24 protein-coding genes and 1 tRNA gene are annotated in these 26,413 nt (G+C 67.0%); 12 read left to right on the plus strand and 13 right to left on the minus strand.

Annotation, left to right across the window (positions count from 1 at the left end):
- Nucleotides 1–12 precede the first annotated feature (12 nt).
- The 3 genes from ACK5M9_RS10285 to mca are packed head-to-tail and all read right to left on the minus strand — an operon-like array spanning nucleotide 13 to nucleotide 3,198.
- Nucleotides 13–2,046 carry a thioredoxin domain-containing protein gene (locus tag ACK5M9_RS10285; protein ID WP_416893070.1) on the minus strand — a complete coding sequence of 678 codons (2,034 nt, stop codon included), beginning with the start codon at nucleotides 2,044–2,046 and terminating at the stop codon, nucleotides 13–15.
- Nucleotides 2,033–2,329, minus strand: a complete 297-nt coding sequence (locus tag ACK5M9_RS10290) for a hypothetical protein (RefSeq protein WP_416893071.1) — start codon at nucleotides 2,327–2,329, stop codon at nucleotides 2,033–2,035. The genes ACK5M9_RS10285 and ACK5M9_RS10290 overlap by 14 nt, the downstream gene beginning before the upstream one ends.
- Nucleotides 2,326–3,198: a mycothiol conjugate amidase Mca gene (gene mca, locus ACK5M9_RS10295; RefSeq protein WP_416893072.1), complete on the minus strand. Its 873-nt coding sequence runs from the start codon at nucleotides 3,196–3,198 to the stop codon at nucleotides 2,326–2,328. Before mca ends, ACK5M9_RS10290 begins: the two co-directional genes overlap by 4 nt.
- Nucleotides 3,199–3,286: 88 nt before the next feature.
- Here mca and ACK5M9_RS10300 point away from each other — a divergent pair, with 88 nt between their 5' ends.
- The gene (locus ACK5M9_RS10300) at nucleotides 3,287–3,733 is read left to right on the plus strand and encodes a DUF4307 domain-containing protein (protein ID WP_416893073.1); all 447 of its coding nucleotides are present in this window, start codon (nucleotides 3,287–3,289) and stop codon (nucleotides 3,731–3,733) included.
- Between the two features lie 243 nt (nucleotides 3,734–3,976).
- The gene (gene greA, locus ACK5M9_RS10305; protein WP_416893074.1) at nucleotides 3,977–4,471 is read left to right on the plus strand and encodes a transcription elongation factor GreA; all 495 of its coding nucleotides are present in this window, start codon (nucleotides 3,977–3,979) and stop codon (nucleotides 4,469–4,471) included.
- A gap of 32 nt (nucleotides 4,472–4,503) precedes the next feature.
- Here greA and ACK5M9_RS10310 read toward each other — a convergent pair whose 3' ends face one another.
- From ACK5M9_RS10310 to ACK5M9_RS10325, 4 genes are all read right to left on the minus strand, one after another.
- On the minus strand, nucleotides 4,504–5,658 hold the full coding sequence (locus ACK5M9_RS10310) for a cystathionine gamma-synthase (protein WP_416893075.1): 1,155 nt from the start codon (nucleotides 5,656–5,658) through the stop codon (nucleotides 4,504–4,506).
- Nucleotides 5,659–5,720: 62 nt separating this feature from the next.
- A complete protein-coding gene (locus tag ACK5M9_RS10315) occupies nucleotides 5,721–6,407 on the minus strand; it encodes an RDD family protein (protein WP_416893093.1) in 687 nt (228 codons plus the stop codon).
- A 51-nt stretch (nucleotides 6,408–6,458) separates the two neighbouring features.
- Entirely contained in the window at nucleotides 6,459–7,853 is a 1,395-nt protein-coding gene (locus ACK5M9_RS10320; RefSeq protein ID WP_416893076.1) for a cystathionine beta-synthase, read from the minus strand.
- A gap of 109 nt (nucleotides 7,854–7,962) precedes the next feature.
- The gene (locus tag ACK5M9_RS10325) at nucleotides 7,963–9,030 is read right to left on the minus strand and encodes an alpha/beta hydrolase fold domain-containing protein (RefSeq protein ID WP_416893077.1); all 1,068 of its coding nucleotides are present in this window, start codon (nucleotides 9,028–9,030) and stop codon (nucleotides 7,963–7,965) included.
- A gap of 241 nt (nucleotides 9,031–9,271) precedes the next feature.
- On the opposite strand from ACK5M9_RS10325, the gene ACK5M9_RS10330 reads away from it, so the two are divergent.
- Nucleotides 9,272–10,249 (plus strand): SGNH/GDSL hydrolase family protein, encoded by a 978-nt coding sequence (locus ACK5M9_RS10330; protein WP_416893094.1) that lies wholly within the window; start codon nucleotides 9,272–9,274, stop codon nucleotides 10,247–10,249.
- 113 nt (nucleotides 10,250–10,362) lie between these two features.
- The gene (locus tag ACK5M9_RS10335) at nucleotides 10,363–11,580 is read left to right on the plus strand and encodes an acetyl-CoA C-acetyltransferase (RefSeq protein ID WP_416893078.1); all 1,218 of its coding nucleotides are present in this window, start codon (nucleotides 10,363–10,365) and stop codon (nucleotides 11,578–11,580) included.
- A 227-nt stretch (nucleotides 11,581–11,807) separates the two neighbouring features.
- On the opposite strand, the gene ACK5M9_RS10340 is transcribed toward ACK5M9_RS10335, so the two are convergent.
- Entirely contained in the window at nucleotides 11,808–12,647 is an 840-nt protein-coding gene (locus ACK5M9_RS10340; RefSeq protein WP_416893079.1) for a Bax inhibitor-1/YccA family membrane protein, read from the minus strand.
- A gap of 241 nt (nucleotides 12,648–12,888) precedes the next feature.
- On the opposite strand from ACK5M9_RS10340, the gene ACK5M9_RS10345 reads away from it, so the two are divergent.
- The 4 genes from ACK5M9_RS10345 to ACK5M9_RS10360 all read left to right on the plus strand — a co-directional run bounded on the left by ACK5M9_RS10345 (nucleotide 12,889) and on the right by ACK5M9_RS10360 (nucleotide 17,642).
- A complete protein-coding gene (locus ACK5M9_RS10345) occupies nucleotides 12,889–13,959 on the plus strand; it encodes an enoyl-CoA hydratase/isomerase family protein (protein WP_416893080.1) in 1,071 nt (356 codons plus the stop codon).
- The gene (locus ACK5M9_RS10350) at nucleotides 13,956–14,729 is read left to right on the plus strand and encodes an enoyl-CoA hydratase (RefSeq protein ID WP_416893081.1); all 774 of its coding nucleotides are present in this window, start codon (nucleotides 13,956–13,958) and stop codon (nucleotides 14,727–14,729) included. The genes ACK5M9_RS10345 and ACK5M9_RS10350 overlap by 4 nt, the downstream gene beginning before the upstream one ends.
- Nucleotides 14,726–16,459: an alpha/beta hydrolase gene (locus ACK5M9_RS10355; protein WP_416893082.1), complete on the plus strand. Its 1,734-nt coding sequence runs from the start codon at nucleotides 14,726–14,728 to the stop codon at nucleotides 16,457–16,459. The genes ACK5M9_RS10350 and ACK5M9_RS10355 overlap by 4 nt, the downstream gene beginning before the upstream one ends.
- 115 nt (nucleotides 16,460–16,574) lie before the next feature.
- Nucleotides 16,575–17,642: a patatin-like phospholipase family protein gene (locus ACK5M9_RS10360; RefSeq protein ID WP_416893083.1), complete on the plus strand. Its 1,068-nt coding sequence runs from the start codon at nucleotides 16,575–16,577 to the stop codon at nucleotides 17,640–17,642.
- A 45-nt stretch (nucleotides 17,643–17,687) separates the two neighbouring features.
- Here the strand turns inward: ACK5M9_RS10360 and ACK5M9_RS10365 are convergent, their stop codons facing one another.
- From ACK5M9_RS10365 to ACK5M9_RS10380, 4 genes are all read right to left on the minus strand, one after another.
- The gene (locus ACK5M9_RS10365; protein ID WP_416893084.1) at nucleotides 17,688–18,557 is read right to left on the minus strand and encodes a patatin-like phospholipase family protein; all 870 of its coding nucleotides are present in this window, start codon (nucleotides 18,555–18,557) and stop codon (nucleotides 17,688–17,690) included.
- Between the two features lie 6 nt (nucleotides 18,558–18,563).
- The gene (locus tag ACK5M9_RS10370; RefSeq protein WP_416893095.1) at nucleotides 18,564–19,628 is read right to left on the minus strand and encodes a dihydrodipicolinate reductase; all 1,065 of its coding nucleotides are present in this window, start codon (nucleotides 19,626–19,628) and stop codon (nucleotides 18,564–18,566) included.
- A 31-nt stretch (nucleotides 19,629–19,659) separates the two neighbouring features.
- Nucleotides 19,660–21,291: a fatty acid--CoA ligase gene (locus ACK5M9_RS10375; RefSeq protein WP_416893085.1), complete on the minus strand. Its 1,632-nt coding sequence runs from the start codon at nucleotides 21,289–21,291 to the stop codon at nucleotides 19,660–19,662.
- Nucleotides 21,292–21,406: 115 nt separating this feature from the next.
- Entirely contained in the window at nucleotides 21,407–22,615 is a 1,209-nt protein-coding gene (locus ACK5M9_RS10380) for a YncE family protein (protein WP_416893086.1), read from the minus strand.
- A gap of 640 nt (nucleotides 22,616–23,255) precedes the next feature.
- Here ACK5M9_RS10380 and ACK5M9_RS10385 point away from each other — a divergent pair.
- The 3 genes from ACK5M9_RS10385 to ACK5M9_RS10395 all read left to right on the plus strand — a co-directional run bounded on the left by ACK5M9_RS10385 (nucleotide 23,256) and on the right by ACK5M9_RS10395 (nucleotide 25,640).
- Nucleotides 23,256–24,902, plus strand: a complete 1,647-nt coding sequence (locus tag ACK5M9_RS10385) for an acyl-CoA synthetase (protein ID WP_416893087.1) — start codon at nucleotides 23,256–23,258, stop codon at nucleotides 24,900–24,902.
- Between the two features lie 172 nt (nucleotides 24,903–25,074).
- Nucleotides 25,075–25,266: an antitoxin Phd gene (locus ACK5M9_RS10390; RefSeq protein ID WP_416893088.1), complete on the plus strand. Its 192-nt coding sequence runs from the start codon at nucleotides 25,075–25,077 to the stop codon at nucleotides 25,264–25,266.
- Nucleotides 25,263–25,640 carry a type II toxin-antitoxin system death-on-curing family toxin gene (locus ACK5M9_RS10395; RefSeq protein WP_416893089.1) on the plus strand — a complete coding sequence of 126 codons (378 nt, stop codon included), beginning with the start codon at nucleotides 25,263–25,265 and terminating at the stop codon, nucleotides 25,638–25,640. The genes ACK5M9_RS10390 and ACK5M9_RS10395 overlap by 4 nt, the downstream gene beginning before the upstream one ends.
- A 24-nt stretch (nucleotides 25,641–25,664) precedes the next feature.
- On the opposite strand, the gene ACK5M9_RS10400 is transcribed toward ACK5M9_RS10395, so the two are convergent.
- A tRNA-Leu gene (locus tag ACK5M9_RS10400) sits at nucleotides 25,665–25,738 on the minus strand.
- A 381-nt stretch (nucleotides 25,739–26,119) separates the two neighbouring features.
- On the opposite strand from ACK5M9_RS10400, the gene ACK5M9_RS10405 reads away from it, so the two are divergent.
- Nucleotides 26,120–26,413, plus strand: a 294-nt coding sequence (locus ACK5M9_RS10405) for a DUF222 domain-containing protein (RefSeq protein WP_416893090.1), incomplete at its 3' end; no start/stop codon positions are given.

Here is a 26,413-nt window from a genome sequence, read left to right on the forward strand (position 1 = left end):
CCAGGCACGGTACTACCCGACGGCGCCCAGCGCCGCGCCCAGCGCCCCGGCGCTGGTGACCGGCAGATCGCAGACCCGGCCGCGACACACATATGCGGCATCGGCGCCGGCCACCAGGTCCCGGCCTGCCAGCAACGGCGCGGAATCCACCGAACCGCCGAGGACAATCGCTCCGCCGGGGGCGAGCCGCCGCGCGTCGGCCAGCAGCGATGACGAGGGGTCCGCGCAGGACACCGCTACCTGCAGTGGCCCGCGCACCGCGGCCTCGGCGACAGCCAGCCAATGCCCGGCCGCGCGAGGTCCGCGAGCCAGCAGCGCCGAGTGCGCATCCAGGGTGAAGCCGGCCAGGCGCAAATACCTTTCGGCACGGGTGCTGTCGGCCAGGTGGGCGGCTGTCAGCAGCGCGTCGGCCATCGACGACGCCCCCGACGGCGTGGTCCCGTCCAGCGGATCGGCCGGCCGCAGCATCAGCTGTTCGGCATCGTCTGCGGTGTCGAACCAGCGGCCGGGATGCTGCGGGTCGCCGAAATGTCGTACCGCAGCGTCCAGCAGACCGGTGGCTGCGGTGAGCCAGGCCTCGTCGCCGTCGAGTTGGTACAGCGCCAGCAATCCGGTGGCCGGCATCGCGTAGTCCTCCAGGACGGCCGCGCTGTCGCCGACCACACCGCCCAGGCTGGCGCGGCGCAGCCGCCCGCCGACGACGTGCAGGTCCAGCAGCGCGCTCGCGCATCGTCGGGCAGCGGGCAGCAGTTCCGGTTCGTCGAGGGCGACGGCGGCTTCGGCCAGCGCGGTGATCGCCAGGCCGTTCCAGGCTGTGACCACCTTGTCGTCGCGCCCGGGCTGCGCCCGGGTCCGGCGCGCCGCCAGCAGACGCGCCCGGATGTCCTCCCATCGCGAAACGTCGGCGGGATCGCTGCGCAGTTGCAGCACCGAGGTCCCGTGTTCAAAGGTGCCGGACTCGTTCACTCCAAAAAGATCTGCCGCCCACCGACCGTCATCGGCGCCGAGAACCTCGGCGAGTTCGGCCTGCGTCCACACATAGGTGGCCCCCTCGCGGCCGTCGGTGTCGGCATCCAGCGATGAGACGAACATGGCGCCGTCGCGCAGGTCGTCGAGCAGGAACCGGGCCGTCTGCGCGGCTACCCGCCGGGACAGCGGATCCCCGGTGCGGCGCGCCCAGTGAGCATAGAACCGCAGCAGCAGCGCGTTGTCGTACAGCATCTTCTCGAAATGCGGTATCACCCAAGCAGTGTCGACACTGTAGCGGGCGAATCCGCCGGCGAGTTGATCGTAGATACCGCCGCGAGCCATCGCGTTTCCGGTGTGCGTCACCGCCTGCAGGACCTCCGCGGACCCGGTGCGTTCGTAGTTGCGCAGCAGCGCCTCCAGCAGCGCCGACGGTGGGACTTTCGGTGCGCCGCCGAAACCACCGTGATCGATATCCCGCTCTCCCAGCACCAGGGCGACGGCCCGGTCGCACAACTCCGGTGCCACCCGGGGCCCCGAAAGCCCCGCGTCCGCCGCCCCGCCGACCTTCCCGGACGACATGCGGCGCAACTCCCCGGCAATCCGCTCCGAAGCCCCCTCGACCTCCTCGCGACGTAGCCGCCACGTTTCGCTGACCGCCGAAAGAAGTTGCAGGAAATCATGTTTGGGGTAGTAGGTGCCACAGTAGAACGGGCGGCCATCCGGGGTGAGGAAGCAGGTCATCGGCCAGCCGCCCTGGCCGGTCAACGCTACGGTGGCGTTCATGTAGACCGCGTCGATGTCCGGGCGTTCCTCGCGGTCGACCTTGATGCAGACGAAACCGACGTTCATCGCCGCCGCCACCTCGGCGTCCTCGAACGATTCGTGGGCCATCACGTGGCACCAGTGGCAGGCGGCGTACCCGATCGAGAGCAGGATCGGGACATCCCGCTCGGCGGCGCCGGCCAGTACCTGCGGACTCCACTGCTGCCAGTGCACCGGGTTGTCGGCGTGCTGGCGCAGGTACGGGCTGGTGGCCTTCCCGAGGGTGTTGGTGGCGGAGAAGTCAGCCGGGCTCATGACGCGATCCCGGCGGTTGCGCCGATCCGCTGCCATCGGCGCCGTGATCGTTGCCTCGTATCGCGTCGGTGCCCTCGTCCGCGTCCTGATCCGCCCCGGGGTTCTGGCGGTCGAAGGATTCCGGCACCTTCTCGAGCTGCCGGTTCATCGACCGCACCAGAAACACCGTGGCAATCACCAGCAGCACCACGACCAGCAATCCGACCGGACTGGCCTTGCCGAATTCGGGACCGGGAGTTCGGGTTTCACCGTCTGCGAGCAGAGCGAGCAGAATGCCTTTCACTGGTCCTCCTCAATTCCGGCAAACAGGTCCGTCTCCGGCAGCGGGCACGGCACCCGCGACCGCGCCAACTCGAACTCTTCGGTCGGCCACAGCCGCTGTTGCCAGGAGATCGGCGCGGCGAAAAAGCCGGCGTTCGGGTCGATCTGGGTGGCGTGAGCCAGCAACGCGTCGTCTCGCTGCCCGAAATACGACGAGCACTCGACGCGGGTGGTGACCCTCTTCTCAAAAATGTCGTGGTCGGCATGCCAGTTCCGGAGCCATTTCTCGAACGGCCCTTCCTGGCCGTTCTTGATGAATTCGTCCTGCAGCAACCGGATCCGTGCCCGGAGGAACCCGTGTACGTAGTAGAGCTTGGACACCGTCCACGGCTCCCCGGCGCCGGAGAAACGACGGTGGTCGGCCGCGGCCTCGTAGGCGCCGACCGACACCTCGTGGCAGCGACTATGGTCGGGATGCGGATAGCCGCCGTTCTCGTCGTAGGTGATCATCACGTGCGGCCGGAACTCGCGGACCAAACCCACCAATGCCCCGATCGATTCCTCCAGCGGCACCACGGCGAAACAATCCGGCGGCAGTGGCGGCGGCGGATCACCCTTGGGCAGACCGGAGTCGATGTAGCCCAGCCAGGTGTGCTCCACTCCGAGGATCTCCGCGGCCTTGGCCATCTCGTCGCGCCGGACCTCGGAGATATGGGTGTGTACGTCGGGCAGGTCCATGGCCGGGTTGAGAATCTCGCCGCGCTCACCGCCGGTCAGCGTCACCACCAGCACTCGGTGGCCTTCGTCGGCGTACCGGGCAAGGGTCGCCGCGCCCTTGCTGGACTCGTCGTCGGGGTGGGCGTGCACCGCCATCAACCGCAGTTTGCTCACACGCTCCCTCTTTTGTCCCTCGACCGCCCGACGGTTGGCTCGATGCACCTATACTTCCAGTTCCCCCAACCCCACCATTCCCGAGGGCATGACCGAAGGCTCGACCGACGATTCCACCGCTCGTCCCGCTGCGCGCTACGGCCGCCCGGGACTGTCCCGCACATCCCGGCGCCTGATCGTCGCCGGTCTCGCGGCGGCGACGGCCGCGGCGACCGTCACCGTCGCCGTCGTCGCCTATCGACGACTCAACTCTGCGCCGGTCACCGGCACCATGGTCGGGTACCAGGTCATTGACGACGAAACCGCCTCGGTGATCCTGCGGGTGACCCGCGACGACCCGTCGCAACCGGTCGAGTGCATCGTGCGCGCACGAGCCTACGACGGGTCCGAAACGGGCCGGCGGGAGATTCTGGTGCCGCCCTCCGAGGACACCACGGTGGTGGTGACAACGACGCTGAAATCCAGCAAGCCACCGTTCATGGCAGACGTATACGGCTGCGGCACAGACGTACCCGCTTACCTGACGCCTCCCTGACCCGGCGGCAATCGCCGAACTGCGGATATGGGGGTTATCTGGCGCGTTCCCAGTGGTAGCATCGGCAGGCGCACGGTCCTATCGGGACCGTGTGTTGCTGCATTAGAGGCCGCGAGCAGTGCGGAGTTGCGACGCCCGGAACCCGGCACCCGGCACCCGGCAGCGGCATCAAACCCTCCGGGCGGCCCCGAGGGCCGGCAACAACGCGCAACAACGCGCAACAACGACAAGGAGTGCCAGGAGATGACGGACACTCAGGTGACCTGGTTGACCCAGGAGTCACATGACCGGCTCAAGACGGAGCTCGACCATCTGATCGCGAATCGTCCGGTCATCGCCGCCGAAATCAACGACCGCAGGGAAGAGGGCGACCTGCGCGAGAACGGCGGATACCACGCCGCCCGCGAAGAGCAGGGCCAGCAGGAGGCCCGCATCCGGCAGCTGCAAGACCTGCTCAACAACGCCAAGGTCGGCGAAGCCCCCAAGCAGTCCGGCGTCGCGCTGCCCGGTTCGGTGGTCAAGGTGTACTACAACGGCGACAAGTCGGACAGCGAAACATTCCTGATCGCCACCCGGCAGGAGGGCGTCAACGACGGCAAGCTCGAGGTCTACTCACCGAACTCGCCGCTGGGCGGTGCCCTCATCGACGCGAAGGTGGGCGAGACCCGCAGTTACCGGGTGCCCAACGGCAGCACCGTCGAGGTGACGCTGGTCAGCGCGGAGCCCTACCACTCGTAGCCGCGCGCCCCTGCCGCAGATCGGCGAGCGGCTCAGCTCAGCGCCTGCTCCAGATCGGCGAGCAGGTCGGCGGCGTCCTCGATACCGACAGACAGCCGCACCAGGTCGTCGGGCACCTCCAGCTGCGAGCCCGCCGTCGAGGCGTGTGTCATCGCGCTGGGATGTTCGATCAGCGACTCCACCCCGCCGAGCGATTCGGCCAGGATGAACACCCTGGTCCGGGCGCAGAGTTGTTCGGCCGCCGGCCGTCCGCCGCGCATCCGCACCGACACCATGCCGCCGAACCCGCTCATCTGGCGCGCGGCGACCCGGTGTCCCGGATGACTCGGCAGGCCCGGGTACAGAACGGCACTCACTGCCGGTTGCTCGACCAGGAATTCGGCTACCGCACAGGCATTTTCGCTATGCCGCTGCATCCGCAACACCAGTGTCTTGAGCCCCCGCAGGGTCAGGTAGGCGTCGAACGGGCCCGGGACCGCACCCGCCCCGTTCTGCAGGAAGGCGAACGCCTCGTCCAGTTCCTCATCGTCGGTGACCAGGGCGCCGCCGATGACATCGGAGTGCCCGCCGATGTACTTGGTGGTCGAATGCAGCACGATGTCGGCGCCCAGCGCCAGCGGCTGCTGCAGCACCGGTGAAGCGAATGTGTTGTCCACCAGCACTTTTGCCGAACCAGCCGAGGCCAGTTCGCAGATTCCGGCGATGTCGGCGACCGACAGCAGGGGGTTTGTCGGGGTCTCCACCCAGATCAACCGGGTGCGCGGGGTGATCGCGGCCCGCACCGCGTCCAGGTCGGACACCGACACCGGTGTGTACTCCACACCCCAACCGGTGAAGACCTTGTCGATCAGCCGGAAAGTCCCGCCGTAGGCGTCATCGGGAATGACGACGTGATCGCCCGGGCGGAGCACCGCGCGCAACGCGGTGTCGGTGGCGGCCATGCCGGAGCTGAAGGCCCGGCCGAACACACCTCCCTCGACGGCGGCCAGCGCGGCCTCCAGTGCGGCTCGGGTGGGGTTTCCGGTGCGGGCATATTCGAAGCCCCCGCGCAGTCCGCCTACGCCGTCCTGGGCGAACGTGCTCGATGCGTAGATCGGGGTGTTGACGGCACCGGTCCCCGGGTCCGGCCGGTAACCGGCATGGATGGCTCTGGTGGCCAGCCCGGTGAATTCCTGGTTTTCGCTCATCGGCCGTCAGCCTAACCGGCCCGAGCCGGCAACGGCGCGGCCGCAAACGGCGCCCGTCTGCGTCACGCAGGCAGGCACACCGTGGACATCATCTTGTCGGCGAGCGTCTGGCGCTTGGCGTCCCACAGCGGCCACAGGAACCCGATGTAGCAGATGATCGCATCCACCAGATGGGCGAGTTGGCGCACCAGCGACGCACCGAAACCCAGTGGCGCCCCGGTGGCCTCGCTGACCACCTTGAACTTGCAGAACGACTTGCCGACGCTCGACCCGGTGACGCCTTGGCGGTAGCCGTAGTTCCAGATCAGGTAGGCGAGGATCAAGACCAGCGCCACCCACTCGGCGACAAAACCTATCACCGAGTTCTGCACGTCGCAGAATCGGACGACATCGTATTCGTTGACATTGGATACGCACGATTGTTGTTCGGTGAGCATGTCGGTCGCCCAGGCGATGGCGTTGAGGATCACCACCGGGGCCCAGTCGATCAGGACCGCCAGCACCCGGGTGATCCAGGGTGTGTAGGACTCCGATGGCAACGCCCGAATCGCCGGCCCCGGCGGCGGAGGGACCGGGCCTCCCGACGGCGGCGGTGGCGGCGGATAACCTCCCGCGGGCGGCTGGGGCAGCGGACGCTGCGGCGGGAACCCGCCGGGCGGCTGATCGGTCATCGGCGCACCTTTCGGAGTCTGCTGAGCAGGCGGCCCCACAATATCGCAGATCCGAATTCGAGACGCGATCCCGAACAGCCGTCACCCGCCAGGCGCCAGGCGCCAGGCGTCGCCGCAGGCGCAACCCGGCTAGCGGCGACGCTGCCCCTCGGACAAGAAGCCCAGCAGGTCGTAGCGGGTTATCACCCCGACCGGTTTCCCCTCTTCGACCACCATCAGCGCGTCGGAGTCGCGCAGCGCCTTGCCCGCCGCGCCGACGAGTTCGCCGGCGCCGATCAACCGCAGCGGCGGACTCATGTGCACCGACACCGCGTCGGCCAGATTCGCGCGACCTTCGAAGACCGCCGAGAGTAGTTCGCGCTCGGAGACACTGCCGGCGACCTCACCGGCCATCACCGGCGGCTCTGCCCCGACGACCGGCATCTGCGACACCCCGTACTCGCGCAGGATCCCGATGGCGTCGCGCACGGTTTCCGACGGGTGGGTGTGCACGAGATCGGGTAGCGCACCGGATTTTCGCCGCAACACGTCGCCGACGGTCGACTGCGCCGCCGAGCCGTCGAGCGGGCTGCGCAGGAATCCGTAGGAGGACATCCAGGCATCGTTGAAGATCTTGGACATGTAGCCGCGACCGCCGTCGGGCAGCAGGACCACCACCAGCGCGTCGGGCCCGGCATCGGCGGCGACTTTCAGCGCGGCGACCACCGCCATCCCACAGGATCCGCCGACCAGCATGGCTTCTTCCCGGGCCAGCCGTCTGGTCATGTCGAAGGAGTCCGAATCCGATACGGCGATGATCTCGTCGGGTACCGACGGATCGTAGGCGGCCGGCCAGAAATCCTCCCCGACACCCTCGACCAGGTAGGGCCGGCCGGTACCGCCGGAGTAGACCGATCCCTCCGGGTCCGCGCCGATGACGCGCACCCTGCCGCCGGACACCTCTTTGAGGTAGCGGCCCGCGCCGGTGATGGTGCCGCCGGTGCCGACCCCGGCCACGAAATGGGTGACGCGGCCGTCGGTGTCCGCCCAGATCTCCGGGCCGGTGGTCGCGTAGTGGCTGGCGGGCCCTTCCGGGTTGGCGTACTGGTCGGGTTTCCAGGCTCCGTCGATTTCCCGGACCAGCCGGTCGGACACGCTGTAGTAGCTGTCGGGATCTTCCGGCGGCACCGCCGTCGGGCACACCACCACCTCGGCGCCGTAGGCGCGCAACACATTCCGCTTGTCTTCGCTGACCTTGTCCGGACAGACGAACACGCACTTGTAGCCGCGGCGCTGGGCGATCAGGGCCAGCCCGACACCGGTGTTGCCCGATGTCGGTTCGACGATGGTGCCGCCCGGCTTCAGCTCCCCGCTGGCCTGCGCGGCGTCGATCATCCGTTCGGCGATCCGGTCCTTGGAGCTGCCGCCGGGGTTGAGGTATTCGACCTTGGCGGCCACGGTGCCGGCGCCGGCCGGGACCACCGAATTCAGGCGAACCAGTGGTGTGCCGCCGATGAGGTCACTGAGGTGCTGCGCGATCCGCATACGATTATCGTTGCAGGCGCCATGCCGTGCCGCACATCGGCCAACCCCTGGCCCCCTACCCCTGGCGCCCAGCGCCCAGTGCCCAGTGCCCAGCCCCCGGCGCCGATCGCTATTCGGTGGCCTCGCGGATGTACTTGCCGATCTGGCGCAGCGAGCGTTGCGCCTCCGGCAGGATCGAGCCCGCGAGCTGGAAGTCATGGACCTGGCCCGGCCAGACCCGTACTTCGGCCGGCACACCGGCAGCCGCCAGGCGCCGGGCCGCCAACTGCGCGTCGTGCAACAGCACCTCGGAGCCCGAGACGTGGATCAGCGTCCGCGGCAGGCCGGGCTCGATGTGCTCCAGCGGTTCGTAGATCTCTTCCGGCCGCCCGTTCACTTTGTTCTTGGCTGCGCAGCTAGCAACCAATTCTCCGAGTGCGTCGAAGGCTCTAGGCGGGAATACCGCATCGGTCTTGATATTTGGGTGAGCTTGCTTGAATTCCTTTGCCAGCTGCAGCAAGGGCGAGATTGCCACCAGGGCCGCGGGCTCCTCGCCCTCTCTCTGCAGCCGCTGCGCAAGAGACATCGCAAGGTAGCCGCCGGCGGAGTCACCGGCGAGCACGATCTGTTCCGGGTTGTATCCCAGCAACCGCAGCCACTGGTAGCCGTCGTAGCAGTCGTCGAGGGCCATCCCGATCGAGTGTTTGGGCATCAGCCGATAGTTGACAACCAGCACCGGTGTGTCAGCAAACTTCGAGATTGATTCGACCAGGCGCCCGTGCGAGTTTGCGCCACACGTCAGGAACGCTCCCCCGTGCAGGTAGAGCACGACCCGCCGGGTGCCGTCGGCGGGTAATACGCCGGGCGCCCGGACTAGTTGGGCTGTTGCGTGTGGTAGCGAGACTTCTGCCCGGACGGTATTGGTCGCCGGCAGCAGCACCCGGGCGGCGTGGTCGATCACGCCCCACGGCCAAGGGAGATTCGGGACGTAGCTGCCGACGGTCAGGACGGGCCGGACCGTCACCCGCGACGCCGCCGCAGCTAACCGCGCGGCAACGCTTGGGCCGGATTCGACGACTTCGACGGGGGCCCCGTCGCTGATCGCGAACCTGTGTCTTTTGAGTCTACGACCCCGCAGCACATCGCGCGGGCGAATGGCGACCCTGGGTGAACCGGAAACCTTTTGAGGTGCGGTCATGCTCAACACTTCCTACGCCGTTGTAGTCGGATACAGCATGTGAGGATGATTCCGAACGTTCCACTCGTTAGTCAATAGAAGCGTCTGACCAACCTCAGAACTTAGCTTGACAGTCCCTACTACCTTCAACGTAGGAGCGATCGGATTCGATACCACATCTGTTCCACACCGTAACTGGTTTGTTTGTCAGCTACCCCCGAAATTCGCGTATTCGTCCTAAACTGATCGGGTGGGCGTGCATGTGCCGCGGCGTTCGACGATTGCCTTGGCCACAGCGGGTGCACTCGCCTCGACAGGCTCGGCCTATCTGGGCGCACGCAACCTGCTGGTTGGCCAGGCGGTGCATGTCCGCACAACGATCCCCAAATCCTGCGACATGCCGCTGCGCGCCGACGGCGTCTACACCCGGGGCGGCGCCACCCCCCAGCGCTGGCACCGCGGGATATCCGCCGACCTGCACCTGATGATCTTCGGCGACTCGACCGCGGCCGGATACGGCTGCGTGACCGCTGAAGAAGTTCCCGGCGTGCTCGTCGCCCGCGGCCTCGCGGAGCAGACCGGGCTGCGACTCAGGCTCAGCACCAAGGCGATCGTCGGCGCTACGTCCAAGGGCCTGACCGGGCAGGTCGACGCGATGTTCGTGGCCGGGCCACCACCGGACGCGGCGGTGATCATGCTCGGCGCGAACGACATCACCACCCTCAACGGGATCGGCCCCTCGGCGCAGCGGCTGGGTTCGGCGGTGCGCCGGCTGGTCGAGCGTGGCGCCGTCGTCGTGGTCGGCACCTGCCCGGACCTGGGCGTCATCACCGCCATCCCGCAACCACTGCGATCCTTGGCCCGCACCCGCGGCCTGCAACTCGCCCGCGCGCAGTCCGCGGCGGTCCGGGCGGCGGGCGGTCTCCCGGTCTCGCTGGCGAACCTGCTGGCGCCGAGTTTCCGAGAAACACCCGAGTTGATGTTCTCTGCCGACAACTATCACCCGTCGGCTGCCGGGTATGCGCTGGCAGCCGAGCAACTGCTGGCGCAGCTGTGTGATGTGTTGTGCGAGCACGATACGGCGCCGTCGGCCAGCGTGCCGGTCGAGCAGGTGACCCAGGTCAATGCGGGGGCTCCCGTCGGCGCCGACGAGACCCGGCGCGGCTGGGCGTCGAGCTGGTGGGCCCGAACCCCGTTCGCCCGCAGCTCGGGTGTGCCCGTTCCGGCCGCGGCGTCCTGAGTCGGGCCGGGTAGGCCATCAACCAGGCTGGCGTCGTCGATGCGAGCGGCGCGAGGCTAGGCTCGATCCTGTCGGGCCCGAATGCCCGCCGGGCCATGTATGAAGGAGCCGTCATGCCGGAAGCCGTCATCGTCTCAACCGCCCGCTCGCCGATCGGCCGGGCGATGAAGGGTTCGCTGGTCGACATGCGGCCCGATGATCTGGCGGCGCAGATGGTGCGGGCAGCGCTGGACAAGGTACCGGCGCTCAACCCACACCAGATCGACGACCTGATGCTGGGCTGCGGTCAGCCCGGCGGCGAATCCGGCTTCAACATGGCCCGCGTCGTCGCGGTGCAGCTCGGCTACGACTTCCTGCCCGGCACCACCGTCAACCGGTACTGCTCGTCGTCGCTGCAGACCACCCGGATGGCCTTCCACGCGATCAAGGCCGGGGAGGGCGACGCGTTCATCTCCGCGGGTGTGGAGACGGTGTCCCGGTTCGCCAAGGGCAGCTCCGACTCGTGGCCGGACACCAAGAACCCGCTGTTCGAAGACGGCCAGCAGCGCAGCGCCGCAGCGGCCGCCGGCGCCGACGAGTGGCACGACCCTCGCGCTGACGGCGGCCTTCCCGATGTCTACATCGCGATGGGCCAGACCGCCGAGAATGTCGCGGTGATGACGGGCATCTCCCGTGAAGACCAGGACCACTGGGGAGTGCGCAGCCAGAACCGTGCCGAGGAGGCGATCAAGAGCGGCTTCTTCGCCCGTGAGATCACGCCGGTGACCCTCCCCGACGGGACCACCGTGAGTGCCGATGACGGCCCGCGCGCGGGCACCACCTACGAGAAGATCAGCGGACTCAAGCCGGTGTTCCGGCCCAACGGCACCGTCACGGCCGGCAACGCCTGCCCGCTCAACGACGGGGCCGCGGCGGTGGTGATCACCAGCGACACCAAGGCGAAGGAACTCGGCCTGACGCCATTGGCGCGCATCGTGGCCACCGGGGTGAGCGGGCTGTCCCCGGAGATCATGGGCTTGGGCCCCATCGAGGCGAGCAAGCAGGCGTTGGCCCGTGCCGGGATGTCGGTGCGCGACATCGACCTGTTCGAGATCAACGAGGCGTTCGCGGTACAGGTCCTCGGTTCGGCGCGCGAGCTCGGTATCGATGAGGACAAGCTGAACGTCTCCGGTGGCGCCATCGCTTTAGGGCACCCGTTCGGCATGACGGGGGCGCGCATCACCGCCACGCTGCTGAACAACCTGGCCACCCACGACAAGACGTTCGGCGTGGAGACCATGTGTGTCGGCGGCGGCCAGGGCATGGCGATGGTGATCGAGCGGCTCACGTAAATCAACCCGTTGACCCTTGACCCTTGCCCCTTGCCCCTTGCCCCGGCGCCGAGGGCGCAATCTCCCCCAGTTGACTCTGCACTGGTGGCGCAAAAGTGCGAGTGGACTGCGCCCTGGGCGCAGAGTCAACGCACAGGGGGCCGGGCACCAGCCCGCCCTCAGCGCGGCGTCACCATGAGAAAAGCCGGCATACCACGGGGGCGTGCCGGCTTTCCTCGCGGAGGAAGCTAATCGTTCTGCAGATAACTCAGCAGACGCAGGATCTCCATGTACAGCCAGACCAGGGTGACGGTCAGGCCGAGGGCAACACCCCAGGCCGCCTTTTCGGGGGCGCCGGCACGGATCATCTGGTCGGCGGCATCGAAGTCGATGAGGAAGCTGAACGCCGCGACCCCGATGCACACCAGAGAGAAGATGATGCCGATAGGCCCGGCACTGCGCAGGCCGAGGCCCTCGCCGCCGCCGACGTGGAACATCGACAGGACCAGGTTGCCGATCATCAGCACCAGCACGCCGACCATGGACGCGAACAGCATCCTGGTGAATTTCGGTGTGACCCTGATGGCCCCGGTCTTGTAGACCACGAGCATGCCGAAGAACACCCCGAGCGTGCCGAGGATGGCCTCGCCGATGAGCATCCCGGCATTCGCCCCGCCAACGGAGAAGTTGGCCATCACGAAGGAGAAGGCTCCGAGCGCGAGCCCTTCGAGGGCAGCGTAGCTGAGCACTATCGCCGGGTTGTCCTGCTTGCGCGCGAAGATCGCGATCATCACCAGCGCCATGCCGCCGAGCGCGCCGACCAGGAGCAGCGGCATCGCGAGCGCGAGATTCGACGCGACCAGAAAGTAGGAGACGACGGCAGTCGCAGAGAGTACCGCCAGCGTGAAGCCGGTCTTGGTGACGACGTCGTCGATGGTCAGCGGACGCGAAGGCCGCGCCTGCTGGGCCTGCTGGTAGGGGGCGGAAGGATCCGCCTGGTAGCCCGGCGCGACACCGGTCCCGAATTGCGCATATCCGCCCTGCTGCCTCGGCAGCGAGCGAAACACCGGGTTACTTGTCTCCCGCACCGTCGGATCCTCTCCTAGTAGCTGTTGCTTCGAGCTGTGCGAACAAACGGTCAACGATCAGCGGGCCGCCCAAGTTCCCAGCTGAACTGCTATTTTCAAGTGTCCCGGGCGCCATACCCGGACTGGATATAGATCAACCTTAGCCCCGCGGGCACCGGCGGGCGAGTAACGAATAGATTGCTGGTCAAACTCATGGCCCGCGGACGACGCGATCAAATGCCGACGAGGGGAGACGACGGCTGTGACCGAGGCCGAGACCGGCGAAGTCCTGACCCGCGTCGAGGGCGGCGTCGGCTTCATCACCCTCAACCGCCCCAAGGCGATCAATTCGCTGAACCAGACCATGGTGGATTCCCTCAGCGCAATCCTCACCCGCTGGGAGCGCGACGACGCGGTACGCGCGGTGGTGCTGGCCGGGGCCGGGGAGCGCGGCTTGTGCGCCGGCGGCGACATCGTGGCCATCCACCGCAGCGCCCGCGGCGACGGTGCCGAGGCGCGGCGGTTCTTCCGTGACGAATATCTGCTCAACAGTCAGGTCGGCCGCTGCGGCAAACCGTATGTGGCGCTGATGGACGGCATCGTGATGGGCGGCGGCGTCGGTGTCAGCGCACACGCGAACACCCGCGTGGTCACCGACACCTCCAAGATCGCCATGCCGGAGGTAGGGATCGGGTTCATTCCCGACGTCGGCGGCGCCTATCTGCTGTCGCGGGCGCCCGGCAAGCTGGGCCTGCACGCGGCTCTGACCGGGGCCCCGTTCAACGGCGCCGACGCGATCGCGCTGGGATTCGCCGATCACTACCTGCCGCACCGCGAACTCGACGCATTCACCGCCGTCATCGCCGCCGACGGTGTCGAGCGTGCACTCTCCGAGCACGCTGTCGAACCGCCCTCCAGTGAGCTTGCCGCGCAACGAGAGTGGATAGACGAATGCTATTCGGCCGACTCTGTTCCCGGCATTGTCGACGCGTTGCGCGGCCACGCCGCCACTCCCGCCAACGACGCGGCCGAATTGATCGCCACTCGCTCCCCCATCGCGCTGTCGGTGACGTTCGAGGCGGTGCAGCGAGCGGCGAAGCTGAAAACCTTGGAAGATGTTCTGGTGCAGGATTATCGGGTGTCGTCGGCGTCGATGCGCTCACACGACCTGGTCGAGGGCATCCGTGCGCAGGTGATCGACAAGGATCGCAACCCGCAGTGGTCGCCGGCCTCGCTGGCCGAAGTCACCGCCGACGACGTTGCGGCATACTTCGTGCCCGTCGATGACGACCTGAGTTTCCAGACCCGCTTCATTCGGAAGGTAATACCATGACGTACGAGACTATCCTCGTTGAACGCGATGGCCGGGTGGCCACCATTACCCTGAACCGGCCGAAGGCCCTCAATGCGCTCAACAGCCAGGTGATGTGCGAAGTGACAAGTGCCGCGGCAGAACTCGATGACGACCCGGCTGTGGGGGCGATCATCATCACCGGCTCAGCGAAGGCGTTCGCCGCCGGCGCGGACATCAAGGAGATGGCCGGCCTGTCCTTCGCCGACGCATTCGGCGCCGACTTCTTCCGCCCCTGGTCCAAGCTGGCCGCCGTGCGGACGCCGACGATCGCCGCCGTGGCCGGTTACGCGCTCGGTGGTGGCTGCGAATTGGCGATGATGTGCGACCTGCTGATCGCCGCCGACACAGCGAAATTCGGCCAACCGGAGATCAAACTCGGTGTCATCCCCGGCATGGGCGGATCGCAACGGCTGACCCGCGCCATCGGCAAGGCCAAGGCGATGGATCTCATCCTGACCGGGCGCACCATCGACGCCACCGAAGCCGAACGCAGCGGCCTGGTTTCGCGGGTGGTGCCGGCTGATGACCTGCTGGCCGAGGCCAAGGGCGTGGCGGCCACGATTGCGCAGATGTCGCTGTCGGCGACCCGGATGGCCAAGGAGGCGGTGAACCGCGCGTTCGAATCGACGCTGGACGAGGGACTCCTCTACGAACGCCGGTTGTTCCATTCGACTTTCGCCACCGACGACCAATCCGAGGGTATGGCGGCATTCGTCGAAAAGCGCCCGCCCAATTTCACCCACCGATGAGTGACTCACCGGTCACCGCCGCCGGTACGTACCAGGCCGGCGCAGAGCAGACGCCCGGCGCCGAATCCGACGGGGCCGCAGCGCATCCGGTAACGATGAGCAGCCATTGGTGGGCCCGCAACTACACCTACACCGGGACCTTGGTCGGCCTGATTTTCATGTGGTTGTCGTTGACGCCGTCACTGCTGCCCCGCGGTCCGCTGTTCCAGGGGGTGGTCAGCGGTGTCTCCGGCGCCATCGGTTACGGGCTCGGTGTCTTCGGTGTCTGGCTGGTGCGCTACATGCGGTCGCAGAACTCCAGTCCCCGGGCGCCCGCCTGGGCCTGGCTGCCGCTGATCGTGGTCGGCGCTATCGGCGTGGTGATCATGGCGATCCGGTTCCACGTGTGGCAGGACGATGTGCGCGACATGATGGGAGTCGAGCACCTGACGTGGCACGACTACCCGCTGTCCTCGGTGTTATCGGTGATCGTGCTGTTCACCCTGGTAGAAACCGGCAAGGCCATCCGCTGGCTGGTGAATCTCCTGGTGTCGCAGGTGGATCGGGTGGCGCCGTTCCGGGTTTCGGCGGCCATCGTGGTCATCGGGCTCATCGCGCTGACGGTCACCCTGATCAACGGTGTCGTACTCAAGTTCGCGATGCGATCGATGAACGACACGTTCGCCACGATCAACAGCGAGATGGATCCCGACACCGCCGCACCCAAGACTGCCCTGCGCTCCGGCGGGCCGCAGTCGCTGGTGTCCTGGGAATCGCTGGGGCACCAGGGCCGGATCTTCGTCGGCTCCGGACCCTCGGTAGCGCAGCTGGCGGCCTTCAACGGCGCGCCGGCGATCCAGCCGATCCGCGCCTACGCCGGGCTGGATTCCGACAACGGCATCCAGGCGACCGCCGAACTGGCCGCCCGCGAACTTCAGCGCACCGGGGGTTTGCGACGCGCTGTGGTCGCGGTGGCCACCACCACCGGCACCGGTTGGGTCAACGAGGCCGAGGCCTCGGCGCTGGAATACATGTACAACGGTGACACCGCGATCGTGTCCATGCAGTACTCGTTCCTGCCCAGTTCGCTGTCGTTCCTGGTGGACCGGGAGCGGGCCAGGCAGGCCGGTCAGGCGCTGTTCGAGGCCGTCGACAAACTGATACGGCAGATGCCGGAGTCCCAGCGCCCGAAACTGGTGGTGTTCGGCGAGAGCCTGGGATCGTTCGGCGGCGAGGCGCCGTTCATGAGCCTCAACAACGTGGTGGCCCGCACCGACGGCGCATTGTTCAGCGGCCCGACGTTCAACAACACCATCTGGACCCAGCTGACCGCGACCCGAGATCCGGGCTCACCCGAATGGTTGCCGATCTACAACGACGGCGACCACGTCCGGTTCGTCGCCCGTCCGGCGGATCTCGACCGGCCGGATACCCCGTGGGCCAGACCGCGGGTGGTGTATTTGCAGCACGCCTCCGATCCGATCGCCTGGTGGACACCGGACCTGCTGTTCAAAGAGCCGGACTGGCTGAAAGAACGACGCGGCTACGACGTGCTACCGCAGATGAGCTGGATTCCGGTGGTGACGTTTCTGCAGGTTTCTGCCGACATGGCGGTTTCCGTGGAGGCCCCCGACGCCCACGGCCACCGCTACATCGCGATCGTCGCCAACGCCTGGTCCGCCATCCTTTCCGCACCCGGCTGGACGCCGGAGAAGACCGCGAAGTTGCGGCCACTGCTGCACGCCGAGTGACACCGGGCGCCGTTGGCGCCGCTACCCCCGGCCCCGCCAGTGCCCTACAGGAACGCCCGGTCGCTATCGACCCCGCAGTTGCAGAGAACTCCCCCGCGCCAAGCAGAATGGCGGGATGACCACCCCGACAACCGTCCCTCCTCCCGGTCCACCCGGCACTCGCGTTGCCCTGGCCCTGGGCAGCGGAGGCGCCCGCGGCTACGCCCACATCGGTGTCATCCAGGAGCTTCGCGAGCGCGGCTACGAGATAGCCGGCATCGCGGGGTCATCGATGGGAGCGGTGGTCGGCGGCGTGCAGGCGGCCGGACGGCTCGACGAGCTCGCCGACTGGGCTGAGTCCCTGACCCAACTCACCATTCTGCGGTTGCTCGACCCGTCCCTGTTTTCGGCCGGAGTGATGCGGGCGGAGAAAGTTCTGGTCGCAGTGCGCGACATCCTCGGCCCGGTCGCCATCGAGGAGCTGCCGATCCCCTACACCGCCGTCGCCACCGACCTGTTCACCGGCAAATCGGTGTGGTTTCAGCGCGGCCCGCTCGACGAAGCCATCCGCGCCTCCATCGCGATCCCCGGTGTGATCGCGCCGCACGAGATCGACGGCCACCTGCTGGCCGACGGCGGCATCCTGGACCCCCTGCCGATGGCCCCCATTGCCGCTATCAACGCCGACCTGACGATCGCGGTGAGCCTCAACGGCAGCGAGCCGGGGCTGGCACGCGACACCGAACCGGGATCGACCACCGAATGGCTGGGCCGGATGCTGCGCAGCACTACCGCGCTCCTGGACACCAACGCGGCCAAGTCCGTGCTCGACCGGCCGACCGCGCGAGCGGTGCTGAGCCGCTTCGGTGCGGTGGTTCCGGAATCGGAGGACGAATCCACCGACCCCGGGCAACAGCCCGCCGACCCGGGTGGCGACGTCGACGTAACCGACCTCCCGAAACTCGGCAGCTTCGATGTGATGAACCGCACCATCGACATCGCGCAGTCCGCGCTGGCCCGCCACACGCTGGCGGCATATCCGCCCGATGTGCTGATCGAGGTGCCGCGAACCACGTGCCGCAGCCTGGAATTCCATCGCGCCGCCGAGGTCATCGCCACCGGGCGCGCCCTGGCGGCCCGCGCGCTGGACGCCTACGAGAACGCCGGCACCGACGAGCCCCAACAACCTGCTGTCGAGGACTGAGGCTCGCGCCAGCCGCCCGCTCCGGCCGGGCAGCCCGGGCCCGGTCTACACACCCAGAAACCGCGCGACGGCACGGGCTTCGCGGCGCCCTTGCGCCCGCCCCGCCGTCGCCGAAGCGACCCGGCATCGCGGGTCCAGCGGATTGGACCCGAAGGCCGCCAGGGATGTCTCGTCGGCGAATACGCTCGACGTCGCCCCGCCGAACGCCGCGATCTCGGCGGCCGGCCCGGCCCCGAACGGCGACGGTGTGTCCGGCCCAGCCGGCACCAGCACCACCGCCGCATCGCAGTCGTCGGCCACTGCCACGTTGACCGAGCTGTTGACACCGCCGTCCATGTAGCGCCGGCCGGCGATGGTCACTGCCGGCCAGGCTCCCGGCACCGCGCAGCTGGCAGCCACCGCATCGACCAGGCCGACACCCGAGCTGCGGTCGAACACCACGAATTCGCCGGTGACAGTGTCGACGGCGGTGACCCGCAGCTGCCGGCCGGACCATCGGTGCGACGGCAGCCTCTGGGCAATCACCGTGCGCCGCACCGCCTCCGGAACCGTTTCGGTGGCCAACGCGACCGATCCGATCCGCTTCAGGCGTTCCCTTACCCGATCGGATCCCGCGGGCCGCGGGTCGCGCAGGGCAGCGAGGAACAGTTTCGTGATGGCGTCGACGTCGACCCCGGGGTCGATCTCAGCCGATGTCTCGGCAACCTGCCGGGCAAACAGTTCGTCGAGCGTGCAGCCGCTGCCGATCTGGGCCGCGACCGCCGAACCGGCCGAGGTACCGACCAGCACATCGGACTCCAGCAGCAGCCGCGCCGCCGCCGGTGACTCGTCGGCGATGCCGCACAGAATTCCGGTCTCCCAGGCGATTCCGGCCACACCGCCGCCCGCCAGGACAAGGGCACGTTTTGTTGGCATACCCGGCTACTTCGCCAGTCCCGGCGCGGCGCGCCCGGTGATCGGAGGCAGGTCGAAGAAGCTACGGACACCTGCCGGGGCGGCGCAGGTGGCCGGGATCGCGTTGACGCAGTGGGCGGCGGTCGCCACGATGCCAGGATTGCTGACGAGACCCGCACGCACGCTTTCCGGTTGCCAGCCTTTGACGGTGACGAACGTGTCGGGATTGCCCCGCACCTCGATCTCGTAGCGCTCCCCCTCCGGACCGAAAGTCCACGGCGGATCAAGATTTTCCTCGCCCATCAGCCAGTTCACGGTTATCCGGACGACCGTGGTGTCGGCGACCACGGCTTCCCAGTGGAAACGACGTGCGGCGACCTGGCCCGGCTCGATCACCCCGATGGGCGAATCTATGGGCCCGGTCGCGACCGCAACCTGTTGCGTCGGACGGATTTCGGGTTCGGCGGCGAAACCCAGTCTGTCGACGATCAGGCGCACGGACTGAAAGAAGCCGCCGTTGAGCAGCTTCTGCATCGGCCCGGTCAAGGCAGTGTCCGGGCTGCCGCCAAAGCCCATGACATAGCGCAGCACATCGGGTGCCGCGTAGGTGCGCATGTCGGAAAACTCTTCGGCCCGAACGAACGTCACACCGGTCGACATCACCGAGAGCAGTAGCGGAAACAGTTCGGTGGCCGCCCCGGGCCCAATCCCGGCGCCGTGCAGGGTGGCGTTTCCGACCCGCGCCGCCTCCTGGAGGGGCTCGGCCTCCTTCGCCGGGAGATAGAACCAACCGACCGGGGTGACCACGTTCGTACCCGAGCGCAGCAATGCGGCGACCTCGTCGACATTGGGCAGCAGCGGCGCGTAGATCACCGCGTCGGCGTCCAGGGCGAGGATATCGTCGATGCTATTGGTGGCGATCACGCCGAGCGCGGGGCAGCCGATGATCTCGCCGACGTCCCGGCCGGCCTTGTCCGCGGAATGCACCCAGCAGCCGGCCAGTTCGAGGTCGGGATGCTCCAAGATGCCCTTGATCGCGGCCGCACCGACCCCACCGGTGGCCCATTGCACAACCCGCAGTTTCATACCCAGACCCTCCTCGTTACCGGCTACCGGTGACCGGCTATCCGCGCACCTCGATCACGTGGTAGCCGCCGTCGGCGTGCCGGGACCGGATGGCCTTCTTGTCGTACTTGCCCACACTGGTCCGCGGGATTTCCTCGGCGAAAGCCCAGAATTCGGGCACCCACCATCGGGCTACTTTGTCGGACAGGAATTTTCGCAGTTCAGCCGCATCGAGTCCGGACCCTGGCTCGGCCACCAGAACTGCCAACGGCCTTTCCTGCCAGCGCTCGTCGGGGATCGCGACCACCGCGGCTTCCAGCACGTCGGGGTGGGCGATCAGACAGTTTTCCACTTCCACCGAAGAGATCCACTCTCCGCCGGACTTGATGACGTCCTTGGCGCGGTCGGTCAGGGTGATGAATCCCCGTTCATCGATGTGGCCGACGTCCCCGGTGCGCAACCATCCCGCGTCGAACTTGGATTCGTCCTGTCCCAGGTAGTACGAGCCGGTGATCCACGGCCCGCGAACTTCCAGCTCACCGACCGCCGCGCCATCGTTGGGCCGGACCGCACCGTTGTCATCGACGATGCGCGCCTCCACCCCGCACACCGGCTGCCCCTGGGTGACCCGGTATGCCCAGTGGCGGTCGCCCGGAGTGCCCGGCGGGGGCCAGGCCATCGAGGCCAGCGGCGATGTCTCGGTCATGCCCCACAATTGGCGGATCTCGACGTCGTACTTCTCCTCGAAGGTGCGCATCAGCGATTCGGGAACAGCGGACCCGCCGCAGGCGACCAGTCGCAGCGAGGACATGTCATGGCCGGGATCGCGTTCCAGCTGATGCATCACGTCGTTCCAGATGGTCGGCACCGCTCCGGCTACCGTGGGCCGCAACGTCTCCACCAGGTGGATCAGCGAAGCGGGATCGAGGTGCCGGTCCGGCAGGATCAGGTCGGCACCGGCCATCAACGCCGCGTAGGGCAGCCCCCAGGCGTTGGCATGGAACATCGGCACCACCGGCAGCACGCGGTCACTCGACCCGACCCCGATTCCGTTGACGGCACACGCGGCCATCGTGTGCAGATAGCTCGAACGATGACTGTAGACAACGCCTTTGGGATTTCCCGTGGTGCCGCTGGTGTAGCACATGGCGGCCGCGGAGAGCTCCTCGATCGGCGGCCAGTCGAAGTCATCCGGCTCGGGATCCAGAACATCGTCATAACGGACGACTGTCTTGCCGGATGCCTTGAGCGCTGCGATGTCACCACCGCCGACCGCGATCACGGTGTGCACGGTGCGCAGGTCTGCCAGCACCGGCGCCAGCAACGGCGCCAGCGACATATCGACCAGCACGACCCGGTCCTCGGCCTGGTTTGCCACGTAGACGATCTGATCGGCGAACAGCCGGATGTTCAACGTGTGCAGCACGGCGCCCATCGAGGGAACGGCAAGGTAGACGGCGAGATGCTCGGCGTTGTTCCACATGAATGTGGCGACGCGCTGATCACCGGTTACACCCAAGTGACGCAATGCGTTTGCCAATTTGGCGGCCTGCCGGCCGACGTCACGATAGGTGGTGGTGCGGTAGCCGTCCCCGGTTGCGGTGATGACCTCCCGCATGCCGTGGACCTCGCAGCCGTGGCGCATGATCGCGGTGATCGTCAGCGGAAAATCCTGCATCGTGCTGTACATCGATGTACCGCCTCACCCGTCGCGGCGCAGCGCCGCCTGATGTCCCCGATAGCGAATGCTATCGCCGCACAGCACATCGCGGAACCACGGACCACTCGGCGCCGAACGCCGCTGCTCAGACCAGCGCCGGGTCGTGGAGCGTCTCGGGTACGAACAACTCGGCCGAACTCCGGGTTTCCAGGGCGGACTGATGCACATCGGCGTCCACCGGCGCCGGCAGCCGAACCGCGCTGACCCGGCCCGAGTGGTCGGCGATGTAGAGGTGGCGGCCGTCGGGGCTTTCCGCCACACACGACGGCTGGGCCGCCAGGTCGATCGAACGGATCAGATCCTGGGTGAGCGTGCACAGCACGGTGACGCCGTCCTGGCCGACCAGATACGCCCGGTCGCCGTCGGCGCTGAGGGCAAGCCGGGTGAGCAGGCCGGAGATCTCGGAAATCTTGCGGGTTGCGCTGACCTCGCCGGATGCGGTGTGGACGACGTCGACCACCGCGAAGTCGGGGCCACTGCTGGCGACGTAGACCCGGGCGCCGTTGGGACTGACGGCAACGTCGCGAACCGGGAGTCCGATGTCGATCGTGTCGATGACCGCGGGGTTGCGGTTGGATGCCACCCGATTGGCGCCGGCTGCGGCGAAGGGTTTGGTGTTCTTTCCGCGCCGACGCGAGCGACCGTTCGTCGCAGCGCCCCTATCACCCGCCGCGCCGGTGTCGATCACGACCAGCTGGCCGCCGGACGGGCCGTTGATCCCGACGTAGAGGCGGGTCCCGTCGGGGCTGACCCGGACACATTCGGTGGCGGTGCCCGCGGTGGTGGCGATGTCGATCACCTCGACCAGGTTCATCTCGTCGTCGGCGTCCAGCACCGCGACGTCGGCGCCGCGAGCGCTGTTTCGACTCACGAACAAATGCTTGCCGTCGGCGCCGGCGGCCAGGTCGCTCACGCTCAGTGCGACCGGGTGGGTTGCCACGACGACGCCCTGCTCCACATCGATGACCTGAATCGCGTCGAAGCTGGGCAACACGGTGCTCACGTAGGCACGGCTGTCACCGGCGGCTGCGACGGCGTACGGTTCGGCGATCCCGGGGATGGCCTGCACCACCCGGCCGGCGTCGGTGTCGATGACCGAGACGCTGTGGTTGCCGAAGTGGGTCAGCAGCAATCGGGTGCCGTCGGGACTGACGGCGATATCGCCGATCGGACCCCCGTTCACCGGTATCCGAACCGCTGTCGCTGCCGGAGTCGGCGGGGTCGCCGCCGGGTCGACCTCGCCGATGCCGACGACCTCGACCCCTTGCCCGCCCGCTGTGCTTCCGAGGCTCATGCCCATGCCGCCTTTCGTGGTCTGTTGAAATCTGAAGATGCCCGCGCCGTCGTCGCGCAGGCTTGGTCGTCGTGGCACGCCTTGTTCGCCGTGGCACCCTGTGCAGCACCGCTACCCGGCGCATGCGCGCGACGGCGTCAATCACGCGGTATCGGCACACTCAACGCGCGATACTAGTCGCTAAATTCCAAACTGGACAAATTCTTGTTATCTATTGTTATCTACGTCACCCGGAATTGGGGCCGCTCTTAGAAAGTGGAAAACACAATCGGGCCGCGAAGGGCTTGGTGATGCCTTCACAACGCTCTGACCCCGCCTGATCATAAATTTAAATATATTCCAATCGACCATTAATCTGAGTGTTCAATAAGAGTCACTTATTTTGATCCGCGAAAGCGCCGTATATCACATCGTTGCACACGCGTGTCCCCGCGAAATTGTTAATCCGCCCCTGCGGCGAGACCGCCGATGTGCGGTCGACTGCTCGAACGAACCAGTACCGAACCCCTCGTAGGCCCACCGGCCCCATCGCCCGAGCCGCCCCGACAACCTTGCTGCGGGGAAGCTCCGAAATGCCCGGCCGGGCCACCGCCACGGCGACTGCTACCGTTTTTGCCAAACTTGGCCCCAAGGAGGATCCATGGCCAACGCACTGGCCACCATCCAGCAGAAGCTGCAGCACATCAGCGAGTCGGCCCGCGCGGTGGCGCGTCTGACCCAGAGCGGCATTATCGACTTCAAAGACCTGAATTCGACCGTGCAGGCCGCCAAGCTCTCGCCGGTCTACGGGCCGCAGGGCACCATGGCGATCCTGGGTGCACGCAGATACCCGGACCTGCCGGCGATCACCGACGAGCGCGGAACATTGACATACAAGGAGGTCGACGACCAATCCTGGGCACTGGCCCGGGGCCTGGAGTCGTTCGGCGTAACCGAGGGATCCGTCATCGGTCTGCTGTGCCGTGACCATCGCGGCCTGGTCACCGCAATGGCAGCATCGGGCAAGATCGGCTCCCGCCTGGTGCTGATGAACACCGGTTTCGCAAAACCGCAGTTTGCCGAGGTCTGCCAGCGCGAGCACGTCAGCGTCATGCTGCACGACAGCGAGTTCCTCGGTCTGCTCGACGCGCTGCCTCCCGAGTTACCGCGCATACTGACCTGGGTGGACGACGGCGCAGACGTGCCCGCCGGCGAACAGTCCCTCGACGACATCATCGCGGCGAACTCCACCGATCCCCTACCCCCGCCGAGCAAGTCGGGCGGGTCCGTCATCCTCACCAGCGGTACTACCGGCCTACCCAAGGGCGCACCGCGAGACTCGGTGAACCCGCTGGCCACATCGCAGATCGTGGACCGAGTCCCGTTCCCCCGCAAGGGAACAATGGTCATTGTCTCACCGATATTCCACAGCACCGGCTGGGCCACCTACACCGTCGGCGCCGCCCTGGGCAACAACGTGGTGACCGCCCGGCGGTTCAAGCCGGAGGCCACCTTGAAGCTCATCGCGGAGCACAAGGCCGACATGCTGGTCGCAGTCCCGACCATGCTGCACCGGATGGTCGAGCTTGCTCCCGAGGTCATCGCAAAGTACGACACGTCGTCTTTGAAAGTGATCCTGATCGCCGGGTCGGCGCTGAGCCCCGAACTGTCCAACCGGGCGCAGGACACCTTCGGTGACGTCCTCTACAACATGTACGGATCGACCGAGTGCGCCATTGCGACCATCGCCACCCCCGCCGAGCTGCGCTTGGCGCCCGGTACCGCTGGCCGCGCTCCGGTGACCTGTGAGGTTGTGCTCTATGACGAACACGACCGGCGCGTGTCGGGTAAGAACCGCCGCGGAAGGATCTTCGTGCGCAACGGCGCGCCATTCGCCGGATATACCGACGGGCGCACCAAGCAGATCATCGACGGCTACATGTCCAGCGGCGACATGGGCCATTTCGACGACAACGGATTGCTGTTCGTCGACGGCCGGGACGACGACATGATCGTCTCCGGCGGCGAGAACGTCTTCCCACAGGAAGTGGAGAACCTGCTCGAGGAGCGGGATGACGTCGCCGAGGTGGCAGTGGTCGGAGTCGACGACGTCGAATTCGGAAAACGGTTGCGCGCCTTTATCGTTTCCGAGCCGGGCGCCGCGCGGGACGGAGCGGAAATCAAGCAGTACGTGAAGGACAACCTAGCCCGGCACAAGGTTCCTCGCGACGTGGTGTTCATCGAGGAGCTGCCGCGCAACGCCACCGGCAAGCTGTTGCGCCGGGTTCTGGTGGAATTGGACGTCTAGGCGCACGTGCCGTACCGACGATGACGGCTGCGTCGGTTCCGCCCGGTGACCCCTGTCGGGCTCGAACCGTCGGGCTCGAACCGACACCTGGCGGGCGGATCTCAATTCGCCGCCTGGTACGCCGGGTACCGGCTAGGTACCCTTGAGGTACCTAGCGTTGGGGAGGTATTTCATGCCGTCGTTGAATGTGTCGTTTACTGAAGAGCAGATGGAGCGGATTCGCGCTCTGGCGGCCCGCAACGGGCAGGCTCTGAAACCGTTCGTTCGCGATGCCGCGCTGGCCGCCGATCGTGAAGAGCGGCTGCGACAGGCTTTTGCCCATGTGGCCGAGCGCTCGGGCGAATTGTACGAACGGCTGAAGTGACGGAGTTCCTCGACCGCGACACGGTGGTGGCCTACTGTTCCCTTGCTATCGGATTCCCGCTGGTCGTAGGTGATGAGGGCCTGCTGCAATCGGCCATCACCCGCCCGCAGGCGTCAGCATTCGGCACCGATGCGTATCCAACGGTGTGGGACAAAGCCGGGGCGCTGCTACATTCGCTGGCGGCCAATCATCCTTTTGTTGATGGCAACAAGCGGTCTGCCTGGACCGCCGCATGGGCCTTTCTGGGGCTCAACGGGCATCCGTTGCCTGATTCCTACGACGTGGACGTGGCAGAACAGCTGGTAGTCGATGCCTGCACCGGAGTCATCGACTGGACGAAGATCGCAGAAGGTCTGCGCCAGCTGGGTAGTTAACCCAAACCGGTCTGCTGGCAGTCGTGCCCCCAGTCGGACTTGAACCGACACTTGGCGGATTTTAAGTCCGCTGCCTCTGCCAATTGGGCTATGGGGGCGCCGGGGTTCAGAGGATGCGTCAGAACCGTAGCAACACTAGACCAGGCTCTGCGGTATCTTCAGGCCCGCTTCGGGGCGGTCACCGACGCCGGCCTGTCTTCAGGCATGGGGAGTCACCGACGCCGCCCTGCCTCCGGACACGCGCGCTATCCCCGATCATGTTCCTTGGTGAACCCGCCCGACGCGGGTGCTTCGTCGGGCCGACTAGTCGTTGCGGTCGTGGACAGTCGTGGCTGATGATCTGTCAATTGTCAAGGGGGTGCACCGATTTTGTGGATAAATCCGGGTCTGTGGATGAAAGTGGCCGAATGTGGCTGCGGCACCGGATTTTCGGGCTTTGGGGCCGGGAGTTGTCGGTGGGTGTCTCTAGCATTTGAACCATGGCAGCCAGCACGCGTGAAGAGATCGTCGAGGTTTTCGACGCACTCGACGCGGTCCAGGATCGGCTGCTGGAGTTGGACTTCGATGTGCTCACCACACCCGAGCGGCTGGCGATGCTCGACCGCCTGGAAACCATCGACCGGCGCATGCCCACACCCCGCCACGCCCTGATCAACAACCTGCGCGCCACCGCGGACAAAAAGGAGCTCGGCGGCACCCTGAGTGAAACCCTGGCCAACCGGCTGCGCATCACCAAACCCGACGCCAGCCGCCGCATCGCCGAAGCCGCCGAC

Origin of the sequence: Mycobacterium sp. (assembly GCF_047975165.1) — a bacterium.
Lineage (GTDB): Bacteria > Actinomycetota > Actinomycetes > Mycobacteriales > Mycobacteriaceae > Mycobacterium.

What these genes read in the sequence shown, in the direction of transcription:
- ACK5M9_RS10350 (WP_416893081.1), top strand. Translation starts at nt 13,956, where the DNA reads ATGACGTACGAGACTATCCTCGTTGAACGCGATGGCCGGGTGGCCACC.
- ACK5M9_RS10300 (WP_416893073.1), top strand. Translation starts at nt 3,287, where the DNA reads ATGACCGAAGGCTCGACCGACGATTCCACCGCTCGTCCCGCTGCGCGC.
- ACK5M9_RS10385 (WP_416893087.1), top strand. Translation starts at nt 23,256, where the DNA reads ATGGCCAACGCACTGGCCACCATCCAGCAGAAGCTGCAGCACATCAGC.
- ACK5M9_RS10285 (WP_416893070.1), bottom strand. Translation starts at nt 2,046, where the DNA reads ATGAGCCCGGCTGACTTCTCCGCCACCAACACCCTCGGGAAGGCCACC.
- ACK5M9_RS10365 (WP_416893084.1), bottom strand. Translation starts at nt 18,557, where the DNA reads ATGCCAACAAAACGTGCCCTTGTCCTGGCGGGCGGCGGTGTGGCCGGA.
- ACK5M9_RS10375 (WP_416893085.1), bottom strand. Translation starts at nt 21,291, where the DNA reads ATGTACAGCACGATGCAGGATTTTCCGCTGACGATCACCGCGATCATG.
- greA (WP_416893074.1), top strand. Translation starts at nt 3,977, where the DNA reads ATGACGGACACTCAGGTGACCTGGTTGACCCAGGAGTCACATGACCGG.
- ACK5M9_RS10320 (WP_416893076.1), bottom strand. Translation starts at nt 7,853, where the DNA reads ATGCGGATCGCGCAGCACCTCAGTGACCTCATCGGCGGCACACCACTG.
- ACK5M9_RS10380 (WP_416893086.1), bottom strand. Translation starts at nt 22,615, where the DNA reads ATGAGCCTCGGAAGCACAGCGGGCGGGCAAGGGGTCGAGGTCGTCGGC.
- ACK5M9_RS10310 (WP_416893075.1), bottom strand. Translation starts at nt 5,658, where the DNA reads ATGAGCGAAAACCAGGAATTCACCGGGCTGGCCACCAGAGCCATCCAT.
- ACK5M9_RS10325 (WP_416893077.1), bottom strand. Translation starts at nt 9,030, where the DNA reads ATGACCGCACCTCAAAAGGTTTCCGGTTCACCCAGGGTCGCCATTCGC.
- ACK5M9_RS10360 (WP_416893083.1), top strand. Translation starts at nt 16,575, where the DNA reads ATGACCACCCCGACAACCGTCCCTCCTCCCGGTCCACCCGGCACTCGC.
- ACK5M9_RS10335 (WP_416893078.1), top strand. Translation starts at nt 10,363, where the DNA reads ATGCCGGAAGCCGTCATCGTCTCAACCGCCCGCTCGCCGATCGGCCGG.
- ACK5M9_RS10390 (WP_416893088.1), top strand. Translation starts at nt 25,075, where the DNA reads ATGCCGTCGTTGAATGTGTCGTTTACTGAAGAGCAGATGGAGCGGATT.
- ACK5M9_RS10355 (WP_416893082.1), top strand. Translation starts at nt 14,726, where the DNA reads ATGAGTGACTCACCGGTCACCGCCGCCGGTACGTACCAGGCCGGCGCA.